Origin of the sequence: Mycobacterium sp., from assembly GCF_029961025.1 — a bacterium.
In the GTDB taxonomy this organism is placed as follows: Bacteria; Actinomycetota; Actinomycetes; order Mycobacteriales; family Mycobacteriaceae; genus Mycobacterium.
The window spans coordinates 129,870-152,247 of sequence record NZ_JASBVP010000003.1; the positions used below are offsets into that span (position 1 = coordinate 129,870).

A 22,378-nucleotide genomic window follows, 5' to 3' on the forward strand; every position below is an offset into this window, starting at 1 on the left:
GGTCGCCGGGGGCATCGATCGGCTCGCCAGGGTATTCGCCGATGAGGAGGCTTTTGAGTATGCGTCTGAGTATGCGTCCATACCACGTTGCGATCGTCGGTTCCGGCCCATCGGGTTTTTTCGCGGCGACATCGCTGTTGAACGCCGCAGATACTTCCGAGGAGATCGAGGTCGCTGTCGACATGCTCGAGATGCTGCCGACGCCATGGGGACTGGTGCGTTCCGGCGTCGCCCCGGACCATCCCAAGATTAAGTCAGTCAGCAAGCAATTCGAAAGGACCGCCGAAGATCCCCGTTTCCGTTTCTTCGGCAACATCCGGGTGGGCGAGCACATTCAGGCTGCCGAACTTTCCGAGCGCTATGATGCGGTGATCTACGCCGTCGGGGCGCAATCGGACCGCTCGCTGAACATTCCGGGCGAGCATTTGCCGGGCAGTATCGCTGCTGTCGATTTCGTCGGCTGGTACAACGCTCACCCGCACTATGCGCAGCTAAACCCCGACCTGTCGAAGGGACGCGCCATCGTGATCGGCAACGGAAACGTCGCACTCGATGTCGCCCGCATGCTGGTAGCCGACCCCGATATGCTGGCGCACACCGACATCGCCGATCACGCACTGCAGCCGCTGCGCTCGCGCGGTGTCGAGGAAGTGGTGGTCCTCGGGCGGCGCGGACCGCTGCAGACCGCGTTCACCACGCTGGAGCTGCGTGAGCTCGGTGATCTCCAGGGAGTCGATGTGGTGGTGGATCCGGCGCAGCTGCAGGGCATCACCGACGAGGACGCCGCCGCGGTGGGCAAGACGGCAAAGCAGAACCTCAAGGTGTTGCGCGACTATGCGAAACGTGCGTCCCGGCCCGGTAATCGCCGAATCATATTGCGGTTCTTGACATCTCCTATAGAAATCCTCGGGGACGGGAAAGTCGAGCGGATCGTGCTCGGCCGAAATGAGTTGGTCAGCGATGCCGGTGGACGGGTGGTGGCCAAAGACACCGGGGACCGTGAGACGCTGCCCGTCCAGTTGGTGGTGCGTTCGGTCGGCTACCGCGGCGTGCCCATCCCGGGGGTGCCGTTCGATGACAAAACCGGCACCATCCCCAGCGCCAATGGCCGGGTCGTGGGCCGCCGCAACGAGTACGTCGTCGGCTGGATCAAGCGGGGACCCAGCGGGGTGATCGGCACCAACAAAAAAGACTCCCAGGACACCGTCGACACCCTGCTGGGGGATCTTGCCGTCGGCCGCGAGCGCGGGCTCGCGGATTTCCCCGGGGATCACGCCGCCAAACTCGCTGACTGGCTGGTCTCACGCCAGCCCAAACTCGTCACCGCGGCGCACTGGCACGCCATTGACCGTTTCGAACGCGAAGCCGGGGAGCGACAGGGGCGGCCCCGCGTCAAGCTGCCGACCCTGGAGGAGCTGCTGCGCGCCGGACACGGCTGACTCCGGCCGGCAAAATGCCGCACTCCTCGTCCCAATTGCGACATGGAAGGACACGCTCATGACCTACGTGATTGCCGAGCCCTGTGTTGACATCAAAGACAAGGCCTGCATTGAGGAATGCCCGGTCGACTGCATTTACGAGGGGGCTCGGATGCTCTACATCCATCCCGGCGAGTGTGTCGACTGCGGGGCCTGCGAGCCGGTGTGCCCGGTCCAAGCCATCTACTACGAAGACGACCTGCCCGAGCAGTGGAGCGGGTATCGCCAGATCAACGCCGACTTCTTCGCAGAACTCGGCTCGCCCGGTGGCGCGGCGAAAATCGGAATCACCGAAAACGACCCGACCGCGGTCAAAGACCTGGACCAACGCCCGGCGTGAGTCAGCGCTCCCGGGGGGCGCGCGCCTCGGCGAGCGCCACTGCGCGAACGAGTCGCGCGTAGCGCAATTCCAAGTCTTTAAACCGCAGGTAGGTGCTCAGCGTGGTGAAACTGAACGCGATGATCAGCGCATAAAGCATCAGATCTGTGCCTCGGGCCACCCCAACCCAGTGCGCGACGACCGTGGTGTCATTGGGCCGCAGCACCGCGTACACACCGGCCAGCACGAAAGTGACGTAGCCGACCTTAACCCAGGCGCGCGACTGTGCGCTTTTGCGGGACCGTAGCAGGTAGATGAGTAGGGTGATGATCGATCCGATCAACAACACCTGGATCCAGTTCATCGTGGCATCCTTCCTCGCAGGAACCCGTCGAAGATGATGTTGACGCCGTTAAGCAGCGGCTGCCCCTTGGACTTGGAGTACGCGGTGTAGCGCACCTCGACCGGCACTTCGGCCACCCGCCAACGGTTTTCGACAATCAGCATCAGGAATTCGGTGGCGTGGCTCATTCCGCTCATGGTGATGTCGAGCCCGTCGGCCACCGTCTTGTTGAACACTCGCAGCCCGTTGTTGGTGTCGGTCAGCCCGAGCCGTCGGCCGCGCGGGCTCAACCGGGCGGCGGTTTGCAGCACGAGCCGTTTCAGCAGTGGTGGTCTGCTGACACCGGGGCCGAACCGGGTTCCGATGACGATGTCGACATCGCCCATGCACAGCCGGTCGATCATGGCGACGACGTCGCGGACCCGGTGCTGACCGTCCCCGTCGAAGGTGACGAAAAGCCGCGCATCGGGCCGGCTTCGCGCATACTCCACACCGGTCTGGATGGCGGCCCCCTGGCCCAGATTAACCGGATGGCGCACCAAGTGCGCCCCGGCTCGTAGCGCGATCTCGCCGGTGCCGTCGTTGCTGCCATCGTCTACGCAGACGACGTGATCGAAAACGGAGCGCAGGTCGGCGATGACGTCGCCGATGACACTGGCTTCGTTAAAGGCCGGAACGATGATCCAGGCGTCGGGGTAACCCATATCGATCCCACAAGGTACACCGCGGATCAGCCGGGTGGCCGCGTCAACGCCGCCAAATGTACGGCGATTCCCACCGGCGGGCCGCACAGCAGCGCGATCACGGTGCGCGTCTCCAGCGGCAGCGGCAGCAGCAGCAGTGCCGTCGAGGCTACCGTTGCGCCGACCCAGCCCAGCGAATAGGCCCGGTGCAACGCGGCGGCGACCACGGCGGCACCGGTCAGCGTCAGCATGGCGATCGTGACCGCGGCCGCCGTCAGCCAGGCCAGCAACGCCCCGCTGGCACGGTAATCGGCGCCGAAGCCGACGCGCAGCAACCAGGGACCGGTCAGTCCGGCGGCCAGCACGCCGACCGCGCCGACGCCAGCCACGACCATCGCGGGTGCGATGAGCGCCCGAAGCCGCTGGGAACGTTCGTCGACGAAATGGGCGATGAGATTGCCCTGCAGGGCGGTGAGCGGCACCAGCAGTGGCGCACGCGTCAGGGTGACGGCCAGGATGACCACGCCGCCGGTGGCGCCCAGCTCTTTTGAGGTCGCCTTGAGCAGCACCGGAAAGCCCATCACCAGGATCGCGCTGGCGCCCGAGGCGGTGATCGAGTGGGCCGCGCCGCGCAGGAACGTGGCGGTGCCCCCCGGCGTCAGCAGCCGGGCCGCAGCCCTCGCCGTGGGCGAGGCGAGCAACATCAGCAGCCAAGCCACCGCGCCCGCGACGGTGGCCCACAAAAACCCCGCCAGCCCCCATCCGATCACGAATGTCGCCACCGCGATCGCCACCCGAATGACGGCGTCGGTCACCATCAGCGCTCCGTAGTGTGCCCAGCGGTTGGCGCCGGCCAGCATCCCCAAAAGGGTCGCGTGCAGGCAAAATCCCGCCAACCCGACGCTGAGCAGCGCTACCGAGAGCCCGCGTTCGGTGCTGAACACCTGCGTGCTCCACAACGGGGAGCTGACCGCGATCACCACGGCGGCGGCGGCGCCGGTCACCGCGGCCAGCCGCAGCGGATGCGTGCCAAGATCCGCGGTGCCACGCCGCACCGTGTCACCGTCGCGGGTTGAGCGCACCTCTCGGGTGGTTTCCGCAAGAAGTCCGTTAGCTGCCCCGGTGACCAGCCCGAACGCGCCCCAAAACACCGCGAAAACCGAGAATCCGCCGGGCGCCAGGTCGCGGGCGCCCAGGTAGATCACCGTGTAACCGCAGATGGCGGTCAGTGCGGTTGCCGTGCCGACCCGGGCAACACTGCCCCGCGCAACCGGCCCGACGGCGGCCCCCCCACACCCGGGGGAACCGGGATCACCGCCAACCTCAGTCACCGCGACGGCGTTTCGGTTGCGCGGTTCGAACATCAAACGCCGCAACACAACTTTCGGGGCGGCCGGATTCCGCAACGCCGCAGCCGTCTGACGCGTGTCGTTCCGGTTCCTGCGGCACCACCAGGTGCTCCGCGATGACCTCCGGGTTAGCCACAGGATGAAAATACTAGGCGGGGGTGATCTCGCTACCCCACGCGCCGGTTACGAAAAACCCGCGACACCGTCAGGGAGTTTCGGCTTGTGACCAACGATGTTGCGCGCCAACCTATCGTGAAATGATTGCCGCGGCAGCCGACGGTGAAATCCGGGACAGCCATCGCCGCCGCGCACAACCGCCCGAGATGGCGTCGGGTTACCGGGAAGGAGGCGTAAGACGGTGATCTCCGCACCCAGCAGGATCCCGATACCAGCAAGTACCACAACACCTATCATTGCTTCGCCCGATCCATTTCAATGCGTTTCGTGTCCATGTGCCCGCTTTATTCGGCTGACCGGTTGATTACCTGGCCGGCCGCTCGACCCAGCGCGCCCTGGTGGTTGCCCGCGCCTCGCGTCGCTGATATGCCCACCAGGCCTGCAGCTTGCGGACGTCGATACGCCCTGTCGGTTGGTCGTAGGGCGATTGTGCGGTGAACATCGTTTCGTCTCCTGTCCTGGTTGGCTGTCACCGGCACCCGCGGAGTCACCGCCGGTCGTCCCGGGAGTCGTTGTTGTCGGGCCATTCATCCCCATGCCGCCCGTCCCCATGGCCGTTCTCACGGGTACCCAGCTGTGGACGGCCGCAGTGGCCGGCCGTCGGGCCCGGTTTCGTTGCTGCGCCCGGATGTGCCGGGCGAGTCGCGGTGCACCGGCGGATGCGCCGGTTGGGCAGCCAGCTTGGCGGCGGTAGCCCGATCGCCACCTGGGCGGGGATGTGCGTGCACCGCATATCTCAGTGGTCGCACGGTGCGCCTGCAAAGTTCCCGTGTTCGCGCTGCGGGTCAATCGGCGGAAATTTTGGCGCGCTAAACCGGGGAGCGACCGAGTGCGGCTACCGAAGCGGTCAGCCTACATCCGCGGCCGTGTCGCGGGCCTGCAGGAGTTCCTCGCGGGCCCGGGCCACGCGGGAGCGGATGGTGCCCACCTGACACCCCATGACGTCGGCGGCTTCCGCGTAGGACATCCCGATCACCTGGGTGAGCACCAGCGCCTCGCGCTGCTCCGGGCACAACGCATCCAGCAGCAGGTTCAGCTCGACGATGTCCTCGTGGCCGCAGGAGCGCCGGGCCGCCGCCCGGTCGGCGGCGGCCGCCCAGTCCGCATGCGGGGAGATCCGCGGGCGCGCCATTTCCCGGCGGGTGTGATCGATGCTGACCCGGCGGGCGATCGCCAGCAGCCAGGTGCGCGCGCTGGACTGGCCGCTGAACCTGGGCAGGCTGGTGATCGCGCGCAGGTAGGTTTCCTGGGCGAGGTCTTCGGCGGTGTCGGCGCCGGACAGATGCGCCAGAAAACGCCACAGGTCGTGCTGCGTCGCGCGCACGAATTCCGCCAGCGCGTCCCGGTCACCACGCCCGGCCGCCAGCGCCAGCTCGGTGGTCTGGCAATCGGGGATCCCTGGGGTGCTCACAGCAGCAGCCTAAGCCCGAGTAAGCAACTGAGACCTCGAACAACCGTGAAATACCAGTGGTATTCATGCGGTAGTCGGGATTGTTTGCGATCTGTTAACAAGACGTGATATCGACCATCGGGTCGCAATCACCCGGTGACCCCGCGCTCATCGCCCCTCAAAACGGGTCGAATGCTTTCAGAACGTCAAGAAGTGCTGTGCCACAAAGGGTTTGGTGGGAATATAGGAACCAGGGCGCAAACCGAATCGGCAAGCTACCGAATCTCGCCGCTGAAGCTTCGTTAAGCGCCCCCCCTGGGCCAGGTCTGTCCTTCGTCAGCATTTCCGCGGACGGGGATCGCCTGAACGGCGCCAAGCACTTCAGCCACCAAATCGGGCGTCTTCACCGCCGGGCGAACCCGCAACGCCCGGGTCAACGCGGCGGCTTCAACCTGCCAGCGACGACACGCCGGGCATTTTCTCAGATGGTCATCGACCTCAACCGACGAAGCGAACTCCTCCTCGTTATCGAGCCGAGCCGACAGGGCCTCGCGGCAATTTTTACAGTCCACGCAGCCATGCTACAGATTCGCCGGCGGTGGCCGCGGATGACGCGCGGCGGCGTTGGTGCGTGCCGAAGTCGCCGCTCTACAATGCGCCACCGCGGCGCGATAGGTGCAAGCGCCTCATCGGCCCGGCGGTCGATTAACCGCCCGCCCGATCTTTGGGGCCAGCCAAGGGTTGCGCTGCTGGTGGTTATGTGCTAGCAACGGTCTACCACCCTTGTTGTGGGCGTCATGAGCGCACCTACCTGCAGAACACGATGCGGAGGATGTCCCGGCTGTGCAAACGATGAAGGTCGGGTCAGGTTCCGGGGTGGATCCGGGGAAGTGTGGCCGTGAGGGTGGAGCATCGCTAGTCCGATCGCCGCGTCGTGGTTGCCGGTTGGGATTCCGGCGGACCGGCCGGGGCAATGGTCGGGCCCATCGCCGGCGGGAGCCGGACTCCGGCCGCAGCTGCGGGTGGCGCACCGGACGCGCCAGCGGGATTAAAGGGACTGGGGTGCGCGGTGGACTGTGAGATGTGCCGGGAGGCGGTGTCGGCACGGCTCGACGGCGAGGCGGAGCCCGTCGCACCGGCTGTGGTTGACGACCACCTGAGCAAGTGTCCGGCGTGTCGGCGCTGGCAGGCAGCGGCCGCCAGGCTGACCCGGGCGTTGCGGGTGCGCCCGGTGGTCGAGACCCCTGACTTGGTCACCGGGGTGCTTTCCGCGGTGCAGGAGATGCCGGCCGGCGGCGAAGATGACGAGCGGTCCGAGCACAGCGGGGGTGCCTAGCTTCCCTGCCGGCGCCGTTGCGATGACCGATTTCCGGTCATCGATCCGGATGTTCGGCCGCGTTTAGGTGCTGTTAATCGACACGCTCAATGGTGTTGGTCTTTTAAATATTACTGAGCTACTTCGTGAACATTGCCAACCTCCGAATTTTCCGGGCCAACTTGTGAATACGCTGCCCATGTGGTGGCGCGAGAAGTTACGGATATTCATACCGTCAGGCTGGCGCAAGCCGCCGGCCGTGGCGACCGGGCGGCGTTGGCGGCCTTCGTGCGGGCGACGCAAGACGATATATGGCGCTTTCATGCGCACGTGTCCGGCGCAGACTGCGCCGGACACTTGGCCCAGGAAACGTATCTGCAGGCACTGAGCAGACTGCCCGGGTTCACCGGCCGTTCCAGTGCGCGCGCCTGGCTGCTGGGGATCGCACGCCAGGTCGGCATCGATCACCTTCATCGCAGGACGGCGCCCCCCCGAATCTCGGCACGAGTCGACTGGTCGGCGGTGGCTGACCGCGCCGAAGAAAAAGACAGGCCGTCCGGGCACGACGATTTCGTGGAGTTGAACCTGCTGCTGGGGGCGTTGCCCCCGGAGCAACGCGAGGCGCTGGTGCTCACCCAGGTCATCGGAATGTCCTACGCGCAGGCCGCCAGCGTCATGGGGTGTCAGGTGAGCACCGTCCGCTCCCGCGTCGCAGCCGCCCGCGAGGAGCTGATCGCCGCACACGGCGGCGGGGCTATGGGCTGACCCTCGGCACACCCCGCCCGGTCGTGCGTCTTCGATTCCCGTAACCGATGCCCGTAGCCGCCGCTCCCGATCATCTCCCGTGATGGCGGCCCTCAGGGGAATGTGGAACTTTGCCTTGCGACTCTGCGACCACTGTGGTATGAGGCAAGCGCATATCACCGCCACCGCGATCGGGACACCGGCCGACGGCTACCACGCCGGCAACGGGCTCGGCCGTGCACGGTCGTTTCCCACCGGGAAGCCCCGAGTTGGTCGGTCGCACGGTTGCGGAGACAGCTGATGATGCAGCTCCGCGGCCGTGAGACATGCCGTGTGACCACAGCTCAACATCCCGCTGAATCTTTTGCCGGTGAGTGCTGATGAATGCCGTCCGATGCCCCCGATGCCCACGAGTGCTGACGATCCTGACGAACCTCTGTCAACGAATCCGCCGGTGACAATGCGGTCGTAACCACGGCTTCGGATCGCCTTCGCACCCAAATACCCCCGTATTGCCCGGTCCGTGTTGACGCTCGGAACTCTTCGACATTCGCGCGCGACTAACTAGACACGACCGAATCCGCGGACCACCGCTGTGTCCGCTCAGCAGCAATTGGGGAGGATATGTGATGTCTCACGTGGTTACTGAGCCGGAAATGCTGACGGCGCAGGCCTGCGACGTCGATCGTGCTGCCGTGGCCGCCCCAGCCACCGGGGTGGTTCCTGCCGCCGCCGACGAGGTCTCGGTGCTAACGGCGCCGCAGTTCACCGCGCATGCAGGGGTTTATCAAGCGGTCCGGGCCCAAACGGGGTTTCAGGAGATGTTGGCGGCCAACCTGGATAGCGACGCCGGGTGGCATGCGGCTTCCGAGGCCGCTGACGCCGCCGTGCCGCAAACCCAAGGTCGAGGATTGGTCGCCGATTTCGCGATGGTGCCGCCGGAGATTCATTCCGCGCGGATGTACTCGGGTCCCGGGTCAGGGCCGATGCTTGCCGCTGCGGCGGCCTGGGAGGAGCTGGCCAGCGAGTTGAATTGGCTGGCCGCCGGCTGCGATTCGGTGGTGTCGGCGCTCAAGGGCGAACCGTCAGCGTTCGCGACGGCGACGGCTGCCCCCTACCTGGGGTGGGTGAACGCCACGGCGGCCAAGGCCGAGCAGGCTGCGGCGCAGGCCAAAGCGGCGGCTGCCGCATTTGAGAGCGCGCTGTCAATGACGGTGCCCCCGGCGGTGATTTCGGCCAACCGCAGCCTGCTGAAGGTGCTGGCCACATCGAACTTTCTCGGGCAGCATGCCCCGGCAATCGCAACCACCGAGGGCCACTACGGGGAGATGTGGGCTCAGAACGTCGCCGCGATGTACGGCTATGCCGGCGCCGCGGCGGCCGCGTCGACTCTGGTCCCGTTTACCTTGCCACCGTCGAGCACCGGCGCGGCGGCCCAGGGGGCTGCTGCCGGCACCCCGGGTACCGACACCGCAGCGCTGGCCGGCGCAAGCCCCCACACCGTGCTGTCCGAGCTCATGTCTGCCGTGCCCGAGGCACTGGGCAATCTGGCGTCCCCATTGTCGGCCCCGGGTTCGCGGCTGGCGTCGCTGGCGTCCCGACTGGACGCTTCGGATTCAGGCCTCGGTGCGTCTCCAGCCACCCCGGCTGATGTGAACACCCCGGTTGTCGGGGCGATCAAGTTGCTGACAGCTGCCATGACAGCTCTTGCTCCGGAGGCGAATTCCGCCACCGACGGCGCTGACACCTCCGTCCCGGCCGGCGGCGGCGTGGAAATGTCGGTGCGTCGGGGTCAGGCCGCATGCATCGGGGCGTTGTCGGTGCCACGGGTGTGGGCGATCACCGCCCCCGCGGTGAGGCCAGTGACTCCAATACTGTCGGACACCACTGCAACTTTCGAACCACCTATGGCGTTCGTGTTTGGGATCGCGTGAGTTTTGGCCTTACCCGGCGCCTGCAGGCGATTTCCCGGTCAAGCAGTGTCACTTGTCGGCCGCCATATGTGATCTCACGTGCAGCGGAACAGGTTTCAGAAAACTTTGTCCCAGGCGGCGAGTATGGCCGTCTTGCCGGTCTGCGTCGGGGTCGCTGGAAAGCCTACCGGCGCAGTGCTGGTCACCTCTCATTGGAGTAGACACTACGGTCGGGGTCGGCACGCCTACACAACGGAGATTTTGATCCCGCCAACCCCAATGCGACACCGGTGCTTGGACCCCCGGTTTCCCGGAGACTTTTCTCTCTGAGATCGGTCGGTGCCCTCGGATTGGGGGTGGCCGGTTGGTGATGATGCTGCCAGGCGTGCCAGGCAGCCTCATAGTTGGCGGGTGAGAGCCCGCCGAGGCGATGTTGGATGCGCCGGGGGTTATACCATCGGTCGATGTAGCCGAATAGCCCTGTTGCGTTTGCGCTCTGGTTGCGAATGTGGGTGCGGGCCAGTAGATCAGCTTTTGATGGTCGACGACGGGTTCTTCGGCGGTCGGCCCCATACGCACCTCCCAGGCTGCCCCCGCCGCCGTTATCGCTCTAACCGCTCAGCCCCATCTAGCGGTTGAAAAACTTCGGTGAGCGAACCGCTATTGGCCGTGCCGGCGGGGCGGCCGGTGCCGGCCAAGTCGGCAGCGCCGCTCAACACCACGCGGACACAACCCGGACAAACGTAGTAGATTCTTTGAGCGACACCGGAGTTTACGGTGGTTATAAAATGCGGTACGACACCATTTAGTTGACGGTGTATTGATGTTCATCTTTGACACCGTCCGTTCATCTAATCCCCGAATCTCACACAATAGTCTGTCGCGCATGATATCGAATTTGTAGTCGAGTGTTGTTGTGCTGCAGGGTGTTTGGGTGGTTTTTGGTGGTTTTTGGGTGGTGGGGTGTGTGGGGTTTTGGGGGGAACTCTTTGGGGGTGGGGGGCGACTACTTGAATAGCGCAACCGAATTTGGCCGGTGGGCGCTTGGTCATTAAAGGAGAGGAACTGCGATGTCTTTTGTGTTTACCGAGCCGGAGATGATGCTCGGGGCGGCCGGTGATTTGGGGGGTATCGGCTCGGCGGTGGCCGCCGCTAATGGGGCGGCGGCGGGGCCGACGAGCGGGGTGGTGCCGGCGGCCGCCGATGAGGTGTCGGTGTTGACCGCGGCCCAGTTCGCCGCGCACGCGGGCCTGTATCAGGCGGTGGCCGCGCAGGCGGCGGCGATTCATGACATGTTTGTGGCCACCTTGGGGGCCAGCGCGGGCTCGTATGCGGCCACCGAGGCCGCCAACACCGCGGCGTTGTGAGGGGGTGTTGGGGATGGATTTCGCGGTGTTGCCCCCCGAGATTAATTCCGGGTTGATGTATGCCGGCCCGGGGGCGGGTCCGTTGCTGGCGGCCGCGGCGGCCTGGGAGGGGCTGGCCGGGGAGTTGTATTCGGCGGCGGCCGGTTACGGGTCGGTGGTTTCGGGGTTGACCAGTGGGGCCTGGCAGGGGTCGGCGTCGGCGGCGATGGCGGCCGCGGCCGCCCCGTATGTGGGGTGGCTAAGCAGCACCGCCGCGCAGGCCGAGCTGACCGCCGCGCAGGCGCAGGCGGCGGTGGCCGCCTATGAGGCGGCGTTTTTAGGCACGGTGCCCCCGCCGGTGATCGCGGCCAACCGGGCGTTGTTGATGGCGTTGATCGCCACGAATTTCCTGGGGCAAAACACCCCGGCGATCATGGCCACCGAGGCCCAGTACGCCGAGATGTGGGCCCAAGACGCGGCCACGATGTATGGCTATCAGGGCGCGGCGCTGGCGGCGACCTCGGGGTTGCCCACCTTTAGCCCGGCCCCGCAGACCACCTCCGGGGCCGCGCTGGCCGCCCCGGCGGCCGCGACCGTGCAGGCCGGTGGGGTGTCGGGGACCCAGACGCTTGCGGCGGCCCCGGCGGTGCTGGGCGCCCCGCTGGGGGCCGCCACCGCCTCGGGCGCACCGCTGGCGGCCAGCACCACCGCCGCGGTCGCGCCGCTGGCCAGCGCCACCTCCGGCGCGGCCTCCACCGCGGCGTCCACGGCCTCGAAGGCGGCCACGTCATCCAAGTCGCTGCTGGGCTCGCTGTTCGGCTCGGGCTCGCTGATGAACCAGTTGGGGTTTTCCAGCCCGGCGGCGTTGGCCAGCACCCTGATCGGCAATGAGCACAACGTGATCAACGACCTGGGGTGGGAGCTGAGCCAGGTGGAGACGTTGTCCAAGCCGGCCGCCCAGGCGGCCGAGCACGCGGCCGCGGCGCTGCCCAACATCATCAACAACATGCCCCCGATTTCGGGGTTGGGCGGGCTGGCCGGCGCGGCGCCGGTGGCGGCCGGGTTGGGCCGGGCCGGCTCGATCGGGGCGCTGTCGGTGCCGCAAAGTTGGGCCCCGGCGATCGCGGCGGTGCCCAAGACGGCCACCGCGCTGCCGGAGGCGCTGCCCTCGGCGGCACCGCCGGCCGGCGGGCCGGCCGACATGCTCGGCGGGGTGCCGCTGGTCGGGGGGCTGGGGCGGGGGATGGCCGGGGGTCCGGCGCCGCGCTACGGGTTCCAGCTGTCGGTGGTTCCGCATCCGCCGGCGGCCGGGTGAGGGAAGGGGGGCCAGCGGTTCAGCACTAACCAATCCAGTCAATCCAGCAAGCCATCACCTCAACAAATGTTGACCACACGGTAAGGAGACACGACAATGCCGATGCGTTTTATGACCGACCCCGACCAGATGCGGGCGATGGCGGCCCGCTTTGAGGGCCACGCGCAAACCGTTCAGGGGGAGGCCGCCAAGATGTGGGCCTCCACCCAAAGCATCGCCGGGGCCGGCTGGAGCGGGGCCGCCCAGGTGAGCTCCTACGACACCATGGCGCAGATGAATCAGGCGTTTAACAACATCGTCACCATGCTGCACGGGGTGCGTGACGGGTTGATCCGCGACGCCAACAACTACGAGACCCAAGAGCTGGCCTCCCAGCACCTGCTGAGCAGCTAGCAACCACCTACCAGCAGCTATTAGCAGCTATGCCCAAACCCAGTGACATGTAAGGAGAACCGCAAATGACGATCAACTACCAGTTCGGTGACGTGGACGCCCACGGGGCGCTGATTCGCGCCCAGGCCGCCGCCATGGAGGCCGAGCACCAGGCCATCATCCGGGATGTGCTGGCCGCCGGGGATTTTTGGGGCGGCGCGGGCTCGGCGGGCTGCCAGGAGTTCATCACCCAGTTGGGGCGCAACTTCCAGGTGATCTACGACCAGGCCAACGCCCACGGCACCAAGGTGCAAACCGCCAGCGCCAACATGGCCAGCACCGACAGCGCGGTGGGCGCCAGCTGGGCCTGACCGCGGCGGGCACCGCACAGCCCCCCGACGGCCCCGCCGCGGCGAGCGCGCCACCACAGCGCCAACCACAACACTCGCCGCGGCGGGCGCCTTTCCAGCACCGGGGGCCGCGCCCCCACACCCCAACACCAACGCAACACCAAACCAGAAAGAAGGAACACCCCCATGTATGTGATCCGGCTGCTTGACGGGGCCGAAATCCACGAAACCAAAGGCGATGTCTTCGACTTGAACCCGGCCACCGGTGTGGTGACGATCTCGCGCGTGGACGGCTTCGAGGAAACCACCACCCACTACTCACCCAGCGCCTGGCAGTCGGTGACCCACCGCGTGGAACGCAGCGTCGTCCCGGCCTCACCCTGGCCCATGGTGGCACCACAAACCTTCACCCTCTGAAAAACCCAGGCAAAAACACACCCACAACCACACACCCTGACAACCGGGCCGATTGATGACACCCCATCAATCGGCCCAACCATCACCACCACCGGATCAAATCAGGATCGGCGGGCGCCGACGTCTAAACCCCTTGTGCAGGCGGGTAATTCCAAAGGCCACGGTCCGGGCAATCGACACGCAGCCCGGCCTGTTCTGTTCAGTGTTCGCCGCTCTTAAACCGTTCCTGTGAGCGCCGCACTTCCGCTTCGGCTTCGGCGCGACCGACCCAATCGGCGGCCTTGACGAACTTGCCGGGTTCCAGGTCCTTGTAGTGCACAAAGAAGTGTTTGATGGCATCCAGTTCGAAGGCCGGCACGTCCCCGATGTCTGTGACGTGATCCCATCGGTGGTCGCCGGCCGGAACGCACAGTATCTTGTCGTCGCCTCCGTGTTCGTCGACCATTTGGAACATGCCGACCGGTCGGGCCGCCACCAGCACGCCTGGCAACAGCGGCTGGGGGAGCAACACCAACGCGTCGAGCGGATCGCCGTCTTCACCGAGGGTGTCCTCGATGAAGCCGTAGTCGGCCGGGTACTCCATCGAGGTGTAGAGGTAGCGGTCCAGCCGGACCCGTCCGGTCGCGTGATCGATCTCGTATTTGTTTCGCTGCCCTTTCGGGATTTCGATGGTCACGTCGAATTGCACCGTGTCGGCTCCTTCGCAGGGTCGCTGGTCATCGGCTGTCCACCCTAGTGCAAGCGGTGCGTGGGCCACGACAACCGCCGACGGGGTCCGGCGTTTCGGCGCGTTGGGCAGAATGGGACCGAGGAGTCAGGAGAATGATGCGTCCCGGTCGGTGGCGGCGATCTACCCGCGCAATCGTCGGCGCGGTAGCGCTGGCGGTTGTCGCCACCGCGGTTGCGGCGGCAGCGGTGTTCACCGCGGGTGGCCGCGACAACGAGCCGGTGCGGATTCCCCCGCCCCCGCGCCCGGTCACGGCGGCACCGGGAGTGGTTCCCGTCGCGGCCGGCGCCCCCGTGCCGACCGAGGCCGGGCTGGCGGCGGCGCTGGCGGCTCAACTGGCGGATCCGAACCTGGGCCTGCTGGGGGGCCGGGTCACCGACGCGATGACCGGCAAACCGCTCTGGCGTCAGCGTGACGACGTGCCGTTAAAGCCCGCGTCGACCAATAAGCTGCTGACCGCGGCCGCGGCGCTGCTGACGCTGGATCGCGAGGCGCGGGTCACCACCCGAGTGGTTGCCGCCGATGAGCCGGGGGTGGTCGTGCTGGTGGGCGGCGGGGATCCGACGCTATCGGCGGCGCCGCCCGGCCAGAACACCTGGTATCGGGGTGCAGCGCGGATCAGCGACCTGGCCGACCAGGTCCGCCGCAGTGGCGTCACGCCGACGGCGGTCCGGGTGGACACGACGGCATATACCGGCCCGACGACAGCGCCGGGCTGGGATCTTGCCGACATCGACGGCGGTGACGTCGCTCCGATCGAGCCGGTGATGCTCGACGCCGGCCGGATCCAGCCGGTCACCGCCGACTCCACCCGCTCGCACACTCCCGCGCTGGACGCCGGCCGTGCGCTCGCCGAGGCGCTCGGGCTGGATCCGGCGGCCGTCACCATCGCTCCCGCTCCCGCGGGGGCGCGCGAACTCGCCGCGGTGCGCTCGGCGCCGCTTATCGAGCGGCTTGGCGAGATGATGTCCGTCTCGGACAACGTGATGGCCGAATGTATCGCTCGGGAGGTGGCGGCAGCCATGCACCGGCCACGCAGTTTCGCCGGCGCCGTCGACGCGGTGCTCAACAGGCTCAGCGCCATACACGTCGACACCACCGGCGCCACGCTGGCCGATTCCAGCGGGTTGTCGGACGATGACCGCTTGACCGCTAGGACCATCGACGACGTGGTGCAGGCGGCGGCCGGGCCGAGCCTGCCGGGGTTGCGTGCGCTGTTGGATCTGCTGCCGGTCGCCGGTGGCAGCGGCACCCTCGCCGACCGTTTCCACGACCCGACCACCGACGCGGACGCGGCCGGCTGGCTGCGGGCCAAGACGGGCTCGCTGACCGCGACCAACGCGCTGGCCGGGGTGGTGACCGATAACAGCGGGCGGGTGCTGACATTCGCGTTCATCTCCAATGACGCCGGGCCCACCGGCCGGGTCGCCATAGACGCGCTGGCCGCCCGCTTGCGAACGTGTGGGTGCCTGACGTGACCGCGTCCTCCGAGCTGACCATCGGACGCGCCGTTGATTGGCGATTCGCGGCCACCGTCGGGCAGTGGTTGGCCCGCCCGGCCCCGCCGTCCACCGAGTACACCCGCCGCAAGGTGATCGACGACCTGGTGGCCGGTGCTCAAGCGGCGGAATCCCTGGTGCGGGAGGTGACCGGCCTGGACACCGGCGCGGCGGTGCCCGAGGCCCGCGTCGTCGACCGGCCGGAGTGGATCCGGGCGGCGGCCGAATCGATGCGGGTGATGACGGGCGGCACCGACAAAGCCCGGGGGTTTTTCACCGGCCGGGTCACCGGCGCCCAGACCGGTGCCGTGCTGGCTTTCGTCGCCTCCGGGATCCTTGGCCAGTACGACCCGTTCGGTGCCGGTGAGCGCGGCCGCCTGCTGTTGGTGTACCCGAATGTCATCGCCGTGGAGCGCCAGCTGCGCGTCGACCCCGCCGATTTCCGGCTGTGGGTGTGCCTGCACGAGGTGACCCACCGGGTGCAGTTCACCGCTAACCCATGGTTGGCCGGCTACATGTCCCAGGCGCTGGGGGTGCTGACCCAGGAGAATGCCGAGGACGTCAGGCAGGTGGTGGGCCGGCTGGCCGATTTCGTCCGCAGCCGCGCCCAGGGGCCGGGCGCCCCGGCGGCGCCTAACGCCGGTGCCACCGGAATCCTCGGGGTATTGCGCGCGGTGCAATCCGAGCCTCAGCGCAGGGCCTTGGACCGGCTGTTGGTGCTCGGCACCCTGCTTGAGGGGCATGCCGACTATGTGATGGATGCCGTCGGGCCGCGGGTGGTGCCGTCGGTGGCGATCATCCGGCGTCGGTTTGACGAGCGCCGTCACCGCAGGCAGCCGCCGTTGCAGCGGCTGCTGCGCGCCCTGCTGGGCATCGACGCCAAGATCAACCAGTACACCCGCGGCAAGGCGTTCGTCGGCCACGTGGTGGGCCGGGTCGGCATGCAGCGCTTCAACACCATCTGGTCGAGTCCCGCCACACTGCCGTTGCCCGCCGAGATCGAAGACCCGCAACGATGGATCGATCGGGTGCTTTAGCTCAGCTCCACTCGGCCGTCGCGGCGTTCGCAAAGACCTATCTGGCCACCGTCGGCCGGTGGTGTGTGGCGTTATCCGGTGGCCCGGATTCGCTGGCGCTCACCGCGGTCGCCGCGGCGATGCGGCCCACCACCGCGCTGATCGTGGACCACGGCCTGCAGCCCGGATCAACCGAGGTTGCCGCCACCGCTCGTGAGCAAGCCCTGGCGTTGGGATGCGTTGCCGCCCAGGTGCTGAGCGTACAGGTCGGTCACGGCGGGGGATTGGAAGCCGCGGCGCGCAGCGCGCGGTATGCGGCCCTGGATGTCGCCCGCGGTGGTGATCCGGTGTTGTTGGCGCACACGCTGGACGATCAAGCCGAAACGGTGCTGTTGGGGCTGGGCCGCGGTTCGGGTGCCCGCTCGATCGCCGGGATGCGCCCCTACGACCCGCCGTGGTGCCGCCCGTTGCTGGGGGTGCGTCGCAGCGTTACGCACGCCGCGTGCGCTCAGCTGGGCGTGGCGGCCTGGCAGGACCCGCACAACACCGATCGGCGCTTCACCCGGGTCCGGCTGCGCCGGGAGGTGCTGCCGCTGCTGGAGGAGGTGCTGGGCGGTGGGGTCGCCGAAGCGCTGGCCCGCACCGCCACCGCGCTGCGTGAGGACACCGAGCTGATCGACACGCTCGCCGCCCGAGAGCTGGCCGCGGCGTCGATCGGCGACGGCCTGGATGCTCGCGCGTTGCGGGCGTTGCCCGATCCGGTTCGCCGCCGGGTCATCCGCGCGTGGCTGCGGGCCGGCGGTGCCGTCGGACTGACCGACAAGCAGATCCGCGGGGTGGACACGCTGATCACCGCCTGGCGCGGTCAGGGCGGGGTGGCCGTCGGGTCCGCGCTGCGCGGCGAGCGGCTGGTCGCGGGGCGCCGCGGCGGCGTGCTTACGCTGCACCGCGAGCCGATCTGACGGGTCGGGCCCGGCGTCGGCCGTCGGGCGGCGACGTGGCACGCTGTGGACGTGACAGCCCAGCCGGCCGAGCTGTACCCCGGGGATATCAAATCGGTGCTGCTGACCGAGGAGCAGATCCGGACGCGTGTCGCCGAACTCGGCGCCCAGATCGGCGACGACTACCGCGAACTGGTGGCTGCCGACGGCCAGGACCTGCTGCTGATCACCGTGCTCAAGGGCGCGGTCATGTTCGTCACCGACTTGGCGCACGCGATTCCGCTGCCCACCCAGTTCGAGTTCATGGCCGTCGCTTCCTACGGGAAATCGACATCGTCGTCGGGTGTGGTGCGGATCCTCAAAGACCTCGACCGCGACATCAACGACCGCGATGTGCTGATTGTCGAGGACGTGGTCGACTCGGGGCTGACGTTGTCGTGGCTGCTGCGTAACCTCGCCAGCCGGCGTCCGCGCTCGCTGCGGGTGTGCACGCTGCTGCGAAAGCCCGACGCACTACGTGCCCACGTCGACATCGCCTACGTGGGGTTCGATATTCCCGACGAGTTCGTCGTGGGTTACGGGCTGGATTACGACGAGCGCTACCGCGATCTGCCGTTTATCGGGACCCTGGACCCCCGGGTCTATCGGGATTAAAGCGTGTGCCTTGCTTCCGGATTCGTGGCCGCCGCGGCTTACCCGCTGCTTGTCGGTGTCAACGGGGCATTGGTGCCCGCCGGCGCATCGGAGACGTGCCGAAAAGCGGCACCCGCGTTGGGTGTCAGCTTTTCCCGCTATCCATTTTAAGTTCGTCGGTATGTTCGCTGATCGCTTTCGCCACCGCCTCGCCAGCGCGGCCAAGCAATTGCTCGCGCATGCCTTGCGCCCAGTCGTGTGAGGCGCGCGGTGCTTCCAGTTGTCCTTTGAAATGCGGAATCACCTTGCGGGCAAACAACTCATAGCAGTGGTAAGTCGCCTCCGGCGAGGCCCAATCGTGGCCGAGCAACAAAAACGTGCCGAAGCCACCCGATCGGTCGAGCAGATCCTGGATGTAGGCGATCGCGTCATCCGGTGTGCCGATGCAGCAATTGCCCTTCGCCGCGTACTCTTCGACGAACTCTCGGGGTGACTGCGCACCGTCGACCAGGTTGGCCAGCGGCACGAACCCGGCCGCCCCGAAGTATTTGGCGAAGTCCCGCAACCCATATGTGCAGTCATCGACCGCACGCTCCCGGCTGTCGGCCAGGTGCATGATGCCCAGAACGCGCCAGTTGGCGCGATCCGGTTCTTCGCGGCCGGCCTTGGCCGCCTGTTCGCGAACCACCTCCCAGGCGTTTTCCACCGCCGCGTATCCACCCGGCACCGACATCGACAGCGATAGCAACGATGTGCCCAGCGCACCGGCCAGTCTCGGACCGGCCGGTGAAATCATCGCGGCCGTAGCGATTTCAGGGTAGGGCCAGCTGTAGGGGCGAATGTGTAACTGGGCCTCGCGCAAAGTAAACCAGTCGGAGTGCCGGTTGACCCGCTCACCCGGTGCGGCCCGAAAGAGTGCGAGGATCGCCTCGAGGGATTCCTGCATCATCCGGCGCTGCTCCACGGGGTCGATACCCATCATGTAGGCGTCCGAGGGCAGCGCGCCGGGCCCGGCGCCGAACATCACCCGGCCACGGGTCAGGTGATCCAGCAGCACCCAACGGTCGGCAACCATCAGGGGATGGTGATAAGGCAGCGACACCACCCCGGTTCCCAGCCGGATGTGTTTGGTGCGCTCCGCGGCAGCGGCGATGAACACCTCGGGGCAGGCGATCAGCTCGTAGCCGCCGGAGTGGTGCTCGCCGAACCACGCTTCGTCGAACCCCAGGCGGTCCAGGACGCCGACCCGTTCCAGGTCGTATTCGAGTGCCACCGTGGGCGACTGGCCGGTCGGGTGAAACGGCGTGATAAAGACGCCGAAACGCAGTGGCGCGCTCATCGGTGCTGGACGCTCCTCGCAAGGGCTTTACATTTCTTCACAATGCGGGTCATCGCAACTCTAATTCGACGATGCGTGAATTCGACCGCTGGTGCGGCCCGACTACCGCTGGTCGCGCGGCGCCGGGCACCGCCCGGAACCCTCGTTCGTTGGTGTATGCAGCACGGTGGCGACCGCTGCGCCCGGCTCCGCCGGGCTGGCGGTCGCCGTCGGGCTATGGTGGCGACCGCTGCACCCGGCTCCGCCGGGCTGGCGGTCGCCACGAGCGGTAGCCTGAACTATCCCAGCTGCATGGATCGCGGAAGGACATGGCCGGCTACGGCCGATGATTGATGAACCGGAAAAACGTAATCCGCACGCTCACGGCGATCGCTGTCGTGTTGCTTCTCGGCTGGTCGTTCTTCTACTTCGGCGACGACACCCGCGGTTACAAGCCCGTCGATACCTCGGTGGCGATGGCCCAGATCAAAGCCGACAACGTCAAGAGCGCCCAGATCGATGATCGCGAGCAACAAGTCCGGTTGACGCTCAAAGAGGGCAACCCCGACACCGATGGCGCCGACAAGATCATCACCAAGTACCCCAATGGGTACGCCGTCCCGTTGTTCACCGCACTCACCAGTAAGAAAGCCCAGGTCAACACCATCGTCAACCAGGGCAACATCCTGGGATCGCTGTTGATCTACCTGCTGCCGCTGCTGCTGCTGGTCGGCCTGTTCTTCGGGTTTTCGCGCATGCAGGGCGGCGCCCGGATGGGCTTCGGCTTCGGCAAGTCACGCGCCAAACTGCTCTCCAAAGACATGCCCAAGACCACCTTCGCCGACGTCGCGGGCGTCGATGAGGCGGTTGAGGAGCTCTACGAGATCAAAGACTTCCTGTCTAACCCGGGTCGTTATCAGGCGCTCGGCGCCAAGATCCCCAAGGGGGTGCTGCTCTACGGTCCGCCGGGCACCGGTAAGACCCTGCTGGCCCGAGCCGTCGCCGGTGAGGCCGGGGTGCCGTTCTTCACCATCTCCGGCTCCGACTTCGTCGAGATGTTTGTCGGGGTCGGCGCGTCACGGGTGCGTGACTTATTCGAGCAGGCCAAGCAGAATAGCCCGTGCATCATCTTCGTCGACGAGATCGACGCCGTCGGGCGTCAGCGCGGTGCCGGCCTTGGCGGCGGTCACGACGAGCGCGAGCAGACGCTGAACCAGCTGCTGGTCGAGATGGACGGGTTCGACCCGCGGGCCGGTGTCATCCTGATCGCGGCCACCAACCGGCCCGACATCCTGGATCCGGCGTTGTTGCGTCCGGGGCGTTTCGACCGCCAGATTCCGGTGTCCAACCCCGATCTCAACGGGCGCAAGGCGATCCTGCGGGTGCATGCCAAGGGCAAGCCGCTGGCTCCCGACGCCGACCTCGATGGGCTGGCAAAACGCACCGTCGGGATGTCCGGTGCCGACCTGGCCAACGTCATCAACGAGGCGGCGCTGCTGACCGCCCGCGAAAACGGCACCGTGATCACCGCTGCCGCACTGGAGGAGGCGGTGGACCGGGTGATTGGCGGCCCGCGCCGCAAGGGCCGGGTCATCAGCGAGCTGGAGAAGAAGATCACCGCCTACCATGAGGGCGGCCACGCGCTCGCGGCATGGGCGATGCCCGACATCGAGCCGATCTACAAAGTCACCATCCTGGCCCGCGGCCGCACCGGTGGGCACGCGGTCTCGGTGCCCGAGGACGACAAGGGGTTGATGACTCGCTCGGAGATGATCTCGAGGCTGGTGTTCGCCATGGGCGGGCGCGCGGCGGAGGAGTTGGTGTTCCGTGAGCCGACCACCGGCGCGGTGTCCGACATCGAGCAGGCCACCAAAATCGCGCGTGCGATGGTCACCGAGTACGGGATGAGCTCTAAGCTCGGCGCCGTGAAATACGGCACCGAACACGGCGACCCCTTCCTCGGGCGTGCCATCGGAACCCAGCCGGATTACTCGCATGAGGTGGCCCGCGATATCGATGACGAGGTGCGCAAACTCATCGAGGCCGCGCACACCGAGGCGTGGGAGGTCCTCACCGAATACCGTGACGTGCTCGACACCCTGGCCGCTGAGCTGCTGGAAAAGGAAACGTTGCACCGCGCCGAGCTGGAAACGATCTTCGCCAGCGTCGAAAAGCGGCCCCGACTCACCATGTTCGATGACTTCGGCGGCCGTATCCCCTCGGACAAGCCGCCGATCAAGACACCCGGTGAGTTAGCCATGGAGCGGGGTGAGCCGTGGCCGCAGCCGGCACCCGAACCCGCGTTCAAGGCCGCGATCTCCCAAGCGGCCGAACAAGCCGGTGTGCAGCCGGAGGATGACCGAATCCCTCACGGCGCCAATGGCTCCCATCACCTCCCCGGCAGCCAGGGCCCCGCCGGGGGTGACGGAGCGCCGGTGTGGCGCCCCACCCAGCCCGATTACGGAGTCCCGGCCGGTTGGCGCGCCCCGGGATGGCCACCGCAACAGCCGCCGAACTACTGGTACCCCCCGCCCGCGCCGGTGCCCTCGCCCTATCGGCCCCAGCAGCAGGCACCGAACTATTCGGGGCAGCCCTACCCGCCCTACCCGCCGTACCCGCCGCCTCCGGCGCCGCCCGAGGACAAGTCGCCGCAGCAGAACTCCTCCGGTCAGCGGGGCCAGGACGCGGGCCGGCCCAACCCGCCGGCTCACCGGTGACGAACGGAGGTTCGAT

General features: G+C 67.1%; 23 protein-coding genes. 15 read left to right on the forward strand and 8 right to left on the reverse strand.

Annotation, left to right across the window (positions count from 1 at the left end; all coding sequences use genetic code 11):
- The first annotated feature begins 71 nt into the window (after positions 1-71).
- Both QJR12_RS04400 and fdxA read left to right on the forward strand, forming a co-directional pair.
- On the forward strand, positions 72-1,439 hold the full coding sequence (locus QJR12_RS04400; RefSeq protein WP_300579626.1) for an FAD-dependent oxidoreductase: 1,368 nt from the start codon (positions 72-74) through the stop codon (positions 1,437-1,439).
- Positions 1,440-1,497: 58 nt separating this feature from the next.
- Entirely contained in the window at positions 1,498-1,818 is a 321-nt protein-coding gene (gene fdxA / locus QJR12_RS04405; RefSeq protein WP_300579486.1) for a ferredoxin, read from the forward strand.
- A gap of 1 nt (position 1,819) precedes the next feature.
- Here the strand turns inward: fdxA and QJR12_RS04410 are convergent, their stop codons facing one another.
- From QJR12_RS04410 to QJR12_RS04430, 5 genes are all read right to left on the reverse strand, one after another.
- The gene (locus tag QJR12_RS04410; protein WP_300579487.1) at positions 1,820-2,161 is read right to left on the reverse strand and encodes a DUF2304 domain-containing protein; all 342 of its coding nucleotides are present in this window, start codon (positions 2,159-2,161) and stop codon (positions 1,820-1,822) included.
- Positions 2,158-2,844: a glycosyltransferase family 2 protein gene (locus tag QJR12_RS04415; protein WP_300579488.1), complete on the reverse strand. Its 687-nt coding sequence runs from the start codon at positions 2,842-2,844 to the stop codon at positions 2,158-2,160. Before QJR12_RS04415 ends, QJR12_RS04410 begins: the two co-directional genes overlap by 4 nt.
- A 26-nt stretch (positions 2,845-2,870) precedes the next feature.
- Positions 2,871-4,154, reverse strand: a complete 1,284-nt coding sequence (locus QJR12_RS04420) for a hypothetical protein (RefSeq protein ID WP_300579489.1) — start codon at positions 4,152-4,154, stop codon at positions 2,871-2,873.
- 1,042 nt (positions 4,155-5,196) lie between these two features.
- Positions 5,197-5,760: a sigma-70 family RNA polymerase sigma factor gene (locus tag QJR12_RS04425; protein WP_300579490.1), complete on the reverse strand. Its 564-nt coding sequence runs from the start codon at positions 5,758-5,760 to the stop codon at positions 5,197-5,199.
- A 281-nt stretch (positions 5,761-6,041) separates the two neighbouring features.
- The gene (locus QJR12_RS04430) at positions 6,042-6,311 is read right to left on the reverse strand and encodes a zf-HC2 domain-containing protein (protein ID WP_300579491.1); all 270 of its coding nucleotides are present in this window, start codon (positions 6,309-6,311) and stop codon (positions 6,042-6,044) included.
- Between the two features lie 497 nt (positions 6,312-6,808).
- On the opposite strand from QJR12_RS04430, the gene QJR12_RS04435 reads away from it, so the two are divergent.
- The 3 genes from QJR12_RS04435 to QJR12_RS04445 all read left to right on the forward strand — a co-directional run bounded on the left by QJR12_RS04435 (position 6,809) and on the right by QJR12_RS04445 (position 9,732).
- Positions 6,809-7,075, forward strand: coding sequence for a zf-HC2 domain-containing protein (locus QJR12_RS04435; RefSeq protein WP_300579492.1), 267 nt, complete (start codon positions 6,809-6,811; stop codon positions 7,073-7,075).
- A gap of 180 nt (positions 7,076-7,255) precedes the next feature.
- On the forward strand, positions 7,256-7,819 hold the full coding sequence (locus tag QJR12_RS04440) for a sigma-70 family RNA polymerase sigma factor (protein ID WP_300579493.1): 564 nt from the start codon (positions 7,256-7,258) through the stop codon (positions 7,817-7,819).
- Positions 7,820-8,427: 608 nt separating this feature from the next.
- Complete coding sequence (locus QJR12_RS04445) at positions 8,428-9,732, forward strand: PPE domain-containing protein (RefSeq protein WP_300579494.1); 1,305 nt, start codon at positions 8,428-8,430, stop codon at positions 9,730-9,732.
- Between the two features lie 181 nt (positions 9,733-9,913).
- On the opposite strand, the gene QJR12_RS17715 is transcribed toward QJR12_RS04445, so the two are convergent.
- Positions 9,914-10,297, reverse strand: coding sequence for an IS3 family transposase (locus QJR12_RS17715; protein WP_366526289.1), 384 nt, complete (start codon positions 10,295-10,297; stop codon positions 9,914-9,916).
- A gap of 484 nt (positions 10,298-10,781) precedes the next feature.
- On the opposite strand from QJR12_RS17715, the gene QJR12_RS04450 reads away from it, so the two are divergent.
- From QJR12_RS04450 to QJR12_RS04470, 5 genes are all read left to right on the forward strand, one after another.
- Complete coding sequence (locus tag QJR12_RS04450) at positions 10,782-11,078, forward strand: PE family protein (RefSeq protein WP_300579495.1); 297 nt, start codon at positions 10,782-10,784, stop codon at positions 11,076-11,078.
- 13 nt (positions 11,079-11,091) lie between these two features.
- A complete protein-coding gene (locus QJR12_RS04455) occupies positions 11,092-12,372 on the forward strand; it encodes a PPE family protein (protein WP_300579496.1) in 1,281 nt (426 codons plus the stop codon).
- A 96-nt stretch (positions 12,373-12,468) separates the two neighbouring features.
- Positions 12,469-12,765, forward strand: coding sequence for a WXG100 family type VII secretion target (locus QJR12_RS04460; protein ID WP_300579497.1), 297 nt, complete (start codon positions 12,469-12,471; stop codon positions 12,763-12,765).
- 65 nt (positions 12,766-12,830) lie between these two features.
- Positions 12,831-13,115, forward strand: a complete 285-nt coding sequence (locus QJR12_RS04465) for a WXG100 family type VII secretion target (RefSeq protein WP_300579498.1) — start codon at positions 12,831-12,833, stop codon at positions 13,113-13,115.
- 165 nt (positions 13,116-13,280) lie between these two features.
- Entirely contained in the window at positions 13,281-13,511 is a 231-nt protein-coding gene (locus QJR12_RS04470) for a hypothetical protein (protein ID WP_300579499.1), read from the forward strand.
- Positions 13,512-13,710: 199 nt separating this feature from the next.
- On the opposite strand, the gene QJR12_RS04475 is transcribed toward QJR12_RS04470, so the two are convergent.
- A complete protein-coding gene (locus tag QJR12_RS04475; protein ID WP_300579500.1) occupies positions 13,711-14,199 on the reverse strand; it encodes an inorganic diphosphatase in 489 nt (162 codons plus the stop codon).
- 137 nt (positions 14,200-14,336) lie between these two features.
- Between QJR12_RS04475 and dacB the strand changes: the two genes are divergently transcribed.
- The 4 genes from dacB to hpt are packed head-to-tail and all read left to right on the forward strand — an operon-like array spanning position 14,337 to position 18,348.
- A complete protein-coding gene (gene dacB, locus QJR12_RS04480; RefSeq protein ID WP_300579627.1) occupies positions 14,337-15,716 on the forward strand; it encodes a D-alanyl-D-alanine carboxypeptidase/D-alanyl-D-alanine-endopeptidase in 1,380 nt (459 codons plus the stop codon).
- Entirely contained in the window at positions 15,713-16,774 is a 1,062-nt protein-coding gene (locus QJR12_RS04485; protein ID WP_300579501.1) for a zinc-dependent metalloprotease, read from the forward strand. The genes dacB and QJR12_RS04485 overlap by 4 nt, the downstream gene beginning before the upstream one ends.
- On the forward strand, positions 16,753-17,715 hold the full coding sequence (gene tilS, locus QJR12_RS04490; protein WP_300579502.1) for a tRNA lysidine(34) synthetase TilS: 963 nt from the start codon (positions 16,753-16,755) through the stop codon (positions 17,713-17,715). The genes QJR12_RS04485 and tilS overlap by 22 nt, the downstream gene beginning before the upstream one ends.
- 45 nt (positions 17,716-17,760) lie before the next feature.
- Positions 17,761-18,348: a hypoxanthine phosphoribosyltransferase gene (gene hpt / locus QJR12_RS04495; protein WP_300579503.1), complete on the forward strand. Its 588-nt coding sequence runs from the start codon at positions 17,761-17,763 to the stop codon at positions 18,346-18,348.
- A gap of 124 nt (positions 18,349-18,472) precedes the next feature.
- On the opposite strand, the gene QJR12_RS04500 is transcribed toward hpt, so the two are convergent.
- A complete protein-coding gene (locus tag QJR12_RS04500) occupies positions 18,473-19,666 on the reverse strand; it encodes an LLM class flavin-dependent oxidoreductase (RefSeq protein ID WP_300579504.1) in 1,194 nt (397 codons plus the stop codon).
- 332 nt (positions 19,667-19,998) lie between these two features.
- On the opposite strand from QJR12_RS04500, the gene ftsH reads away from it, so the two are divergent.
- Entirely contained in the window at positions 19,999-22,362 is a 2,364-nt protein-coding gene (ftsH, locus tag QJR12_RS04505; RefSeq protein WP_300579505.1) for an ATP-dependent zinc metalloprotease FtsH, read from the forward strand.
- Positions 22,363-22,378: the final 16 nt, after the last annotated feature.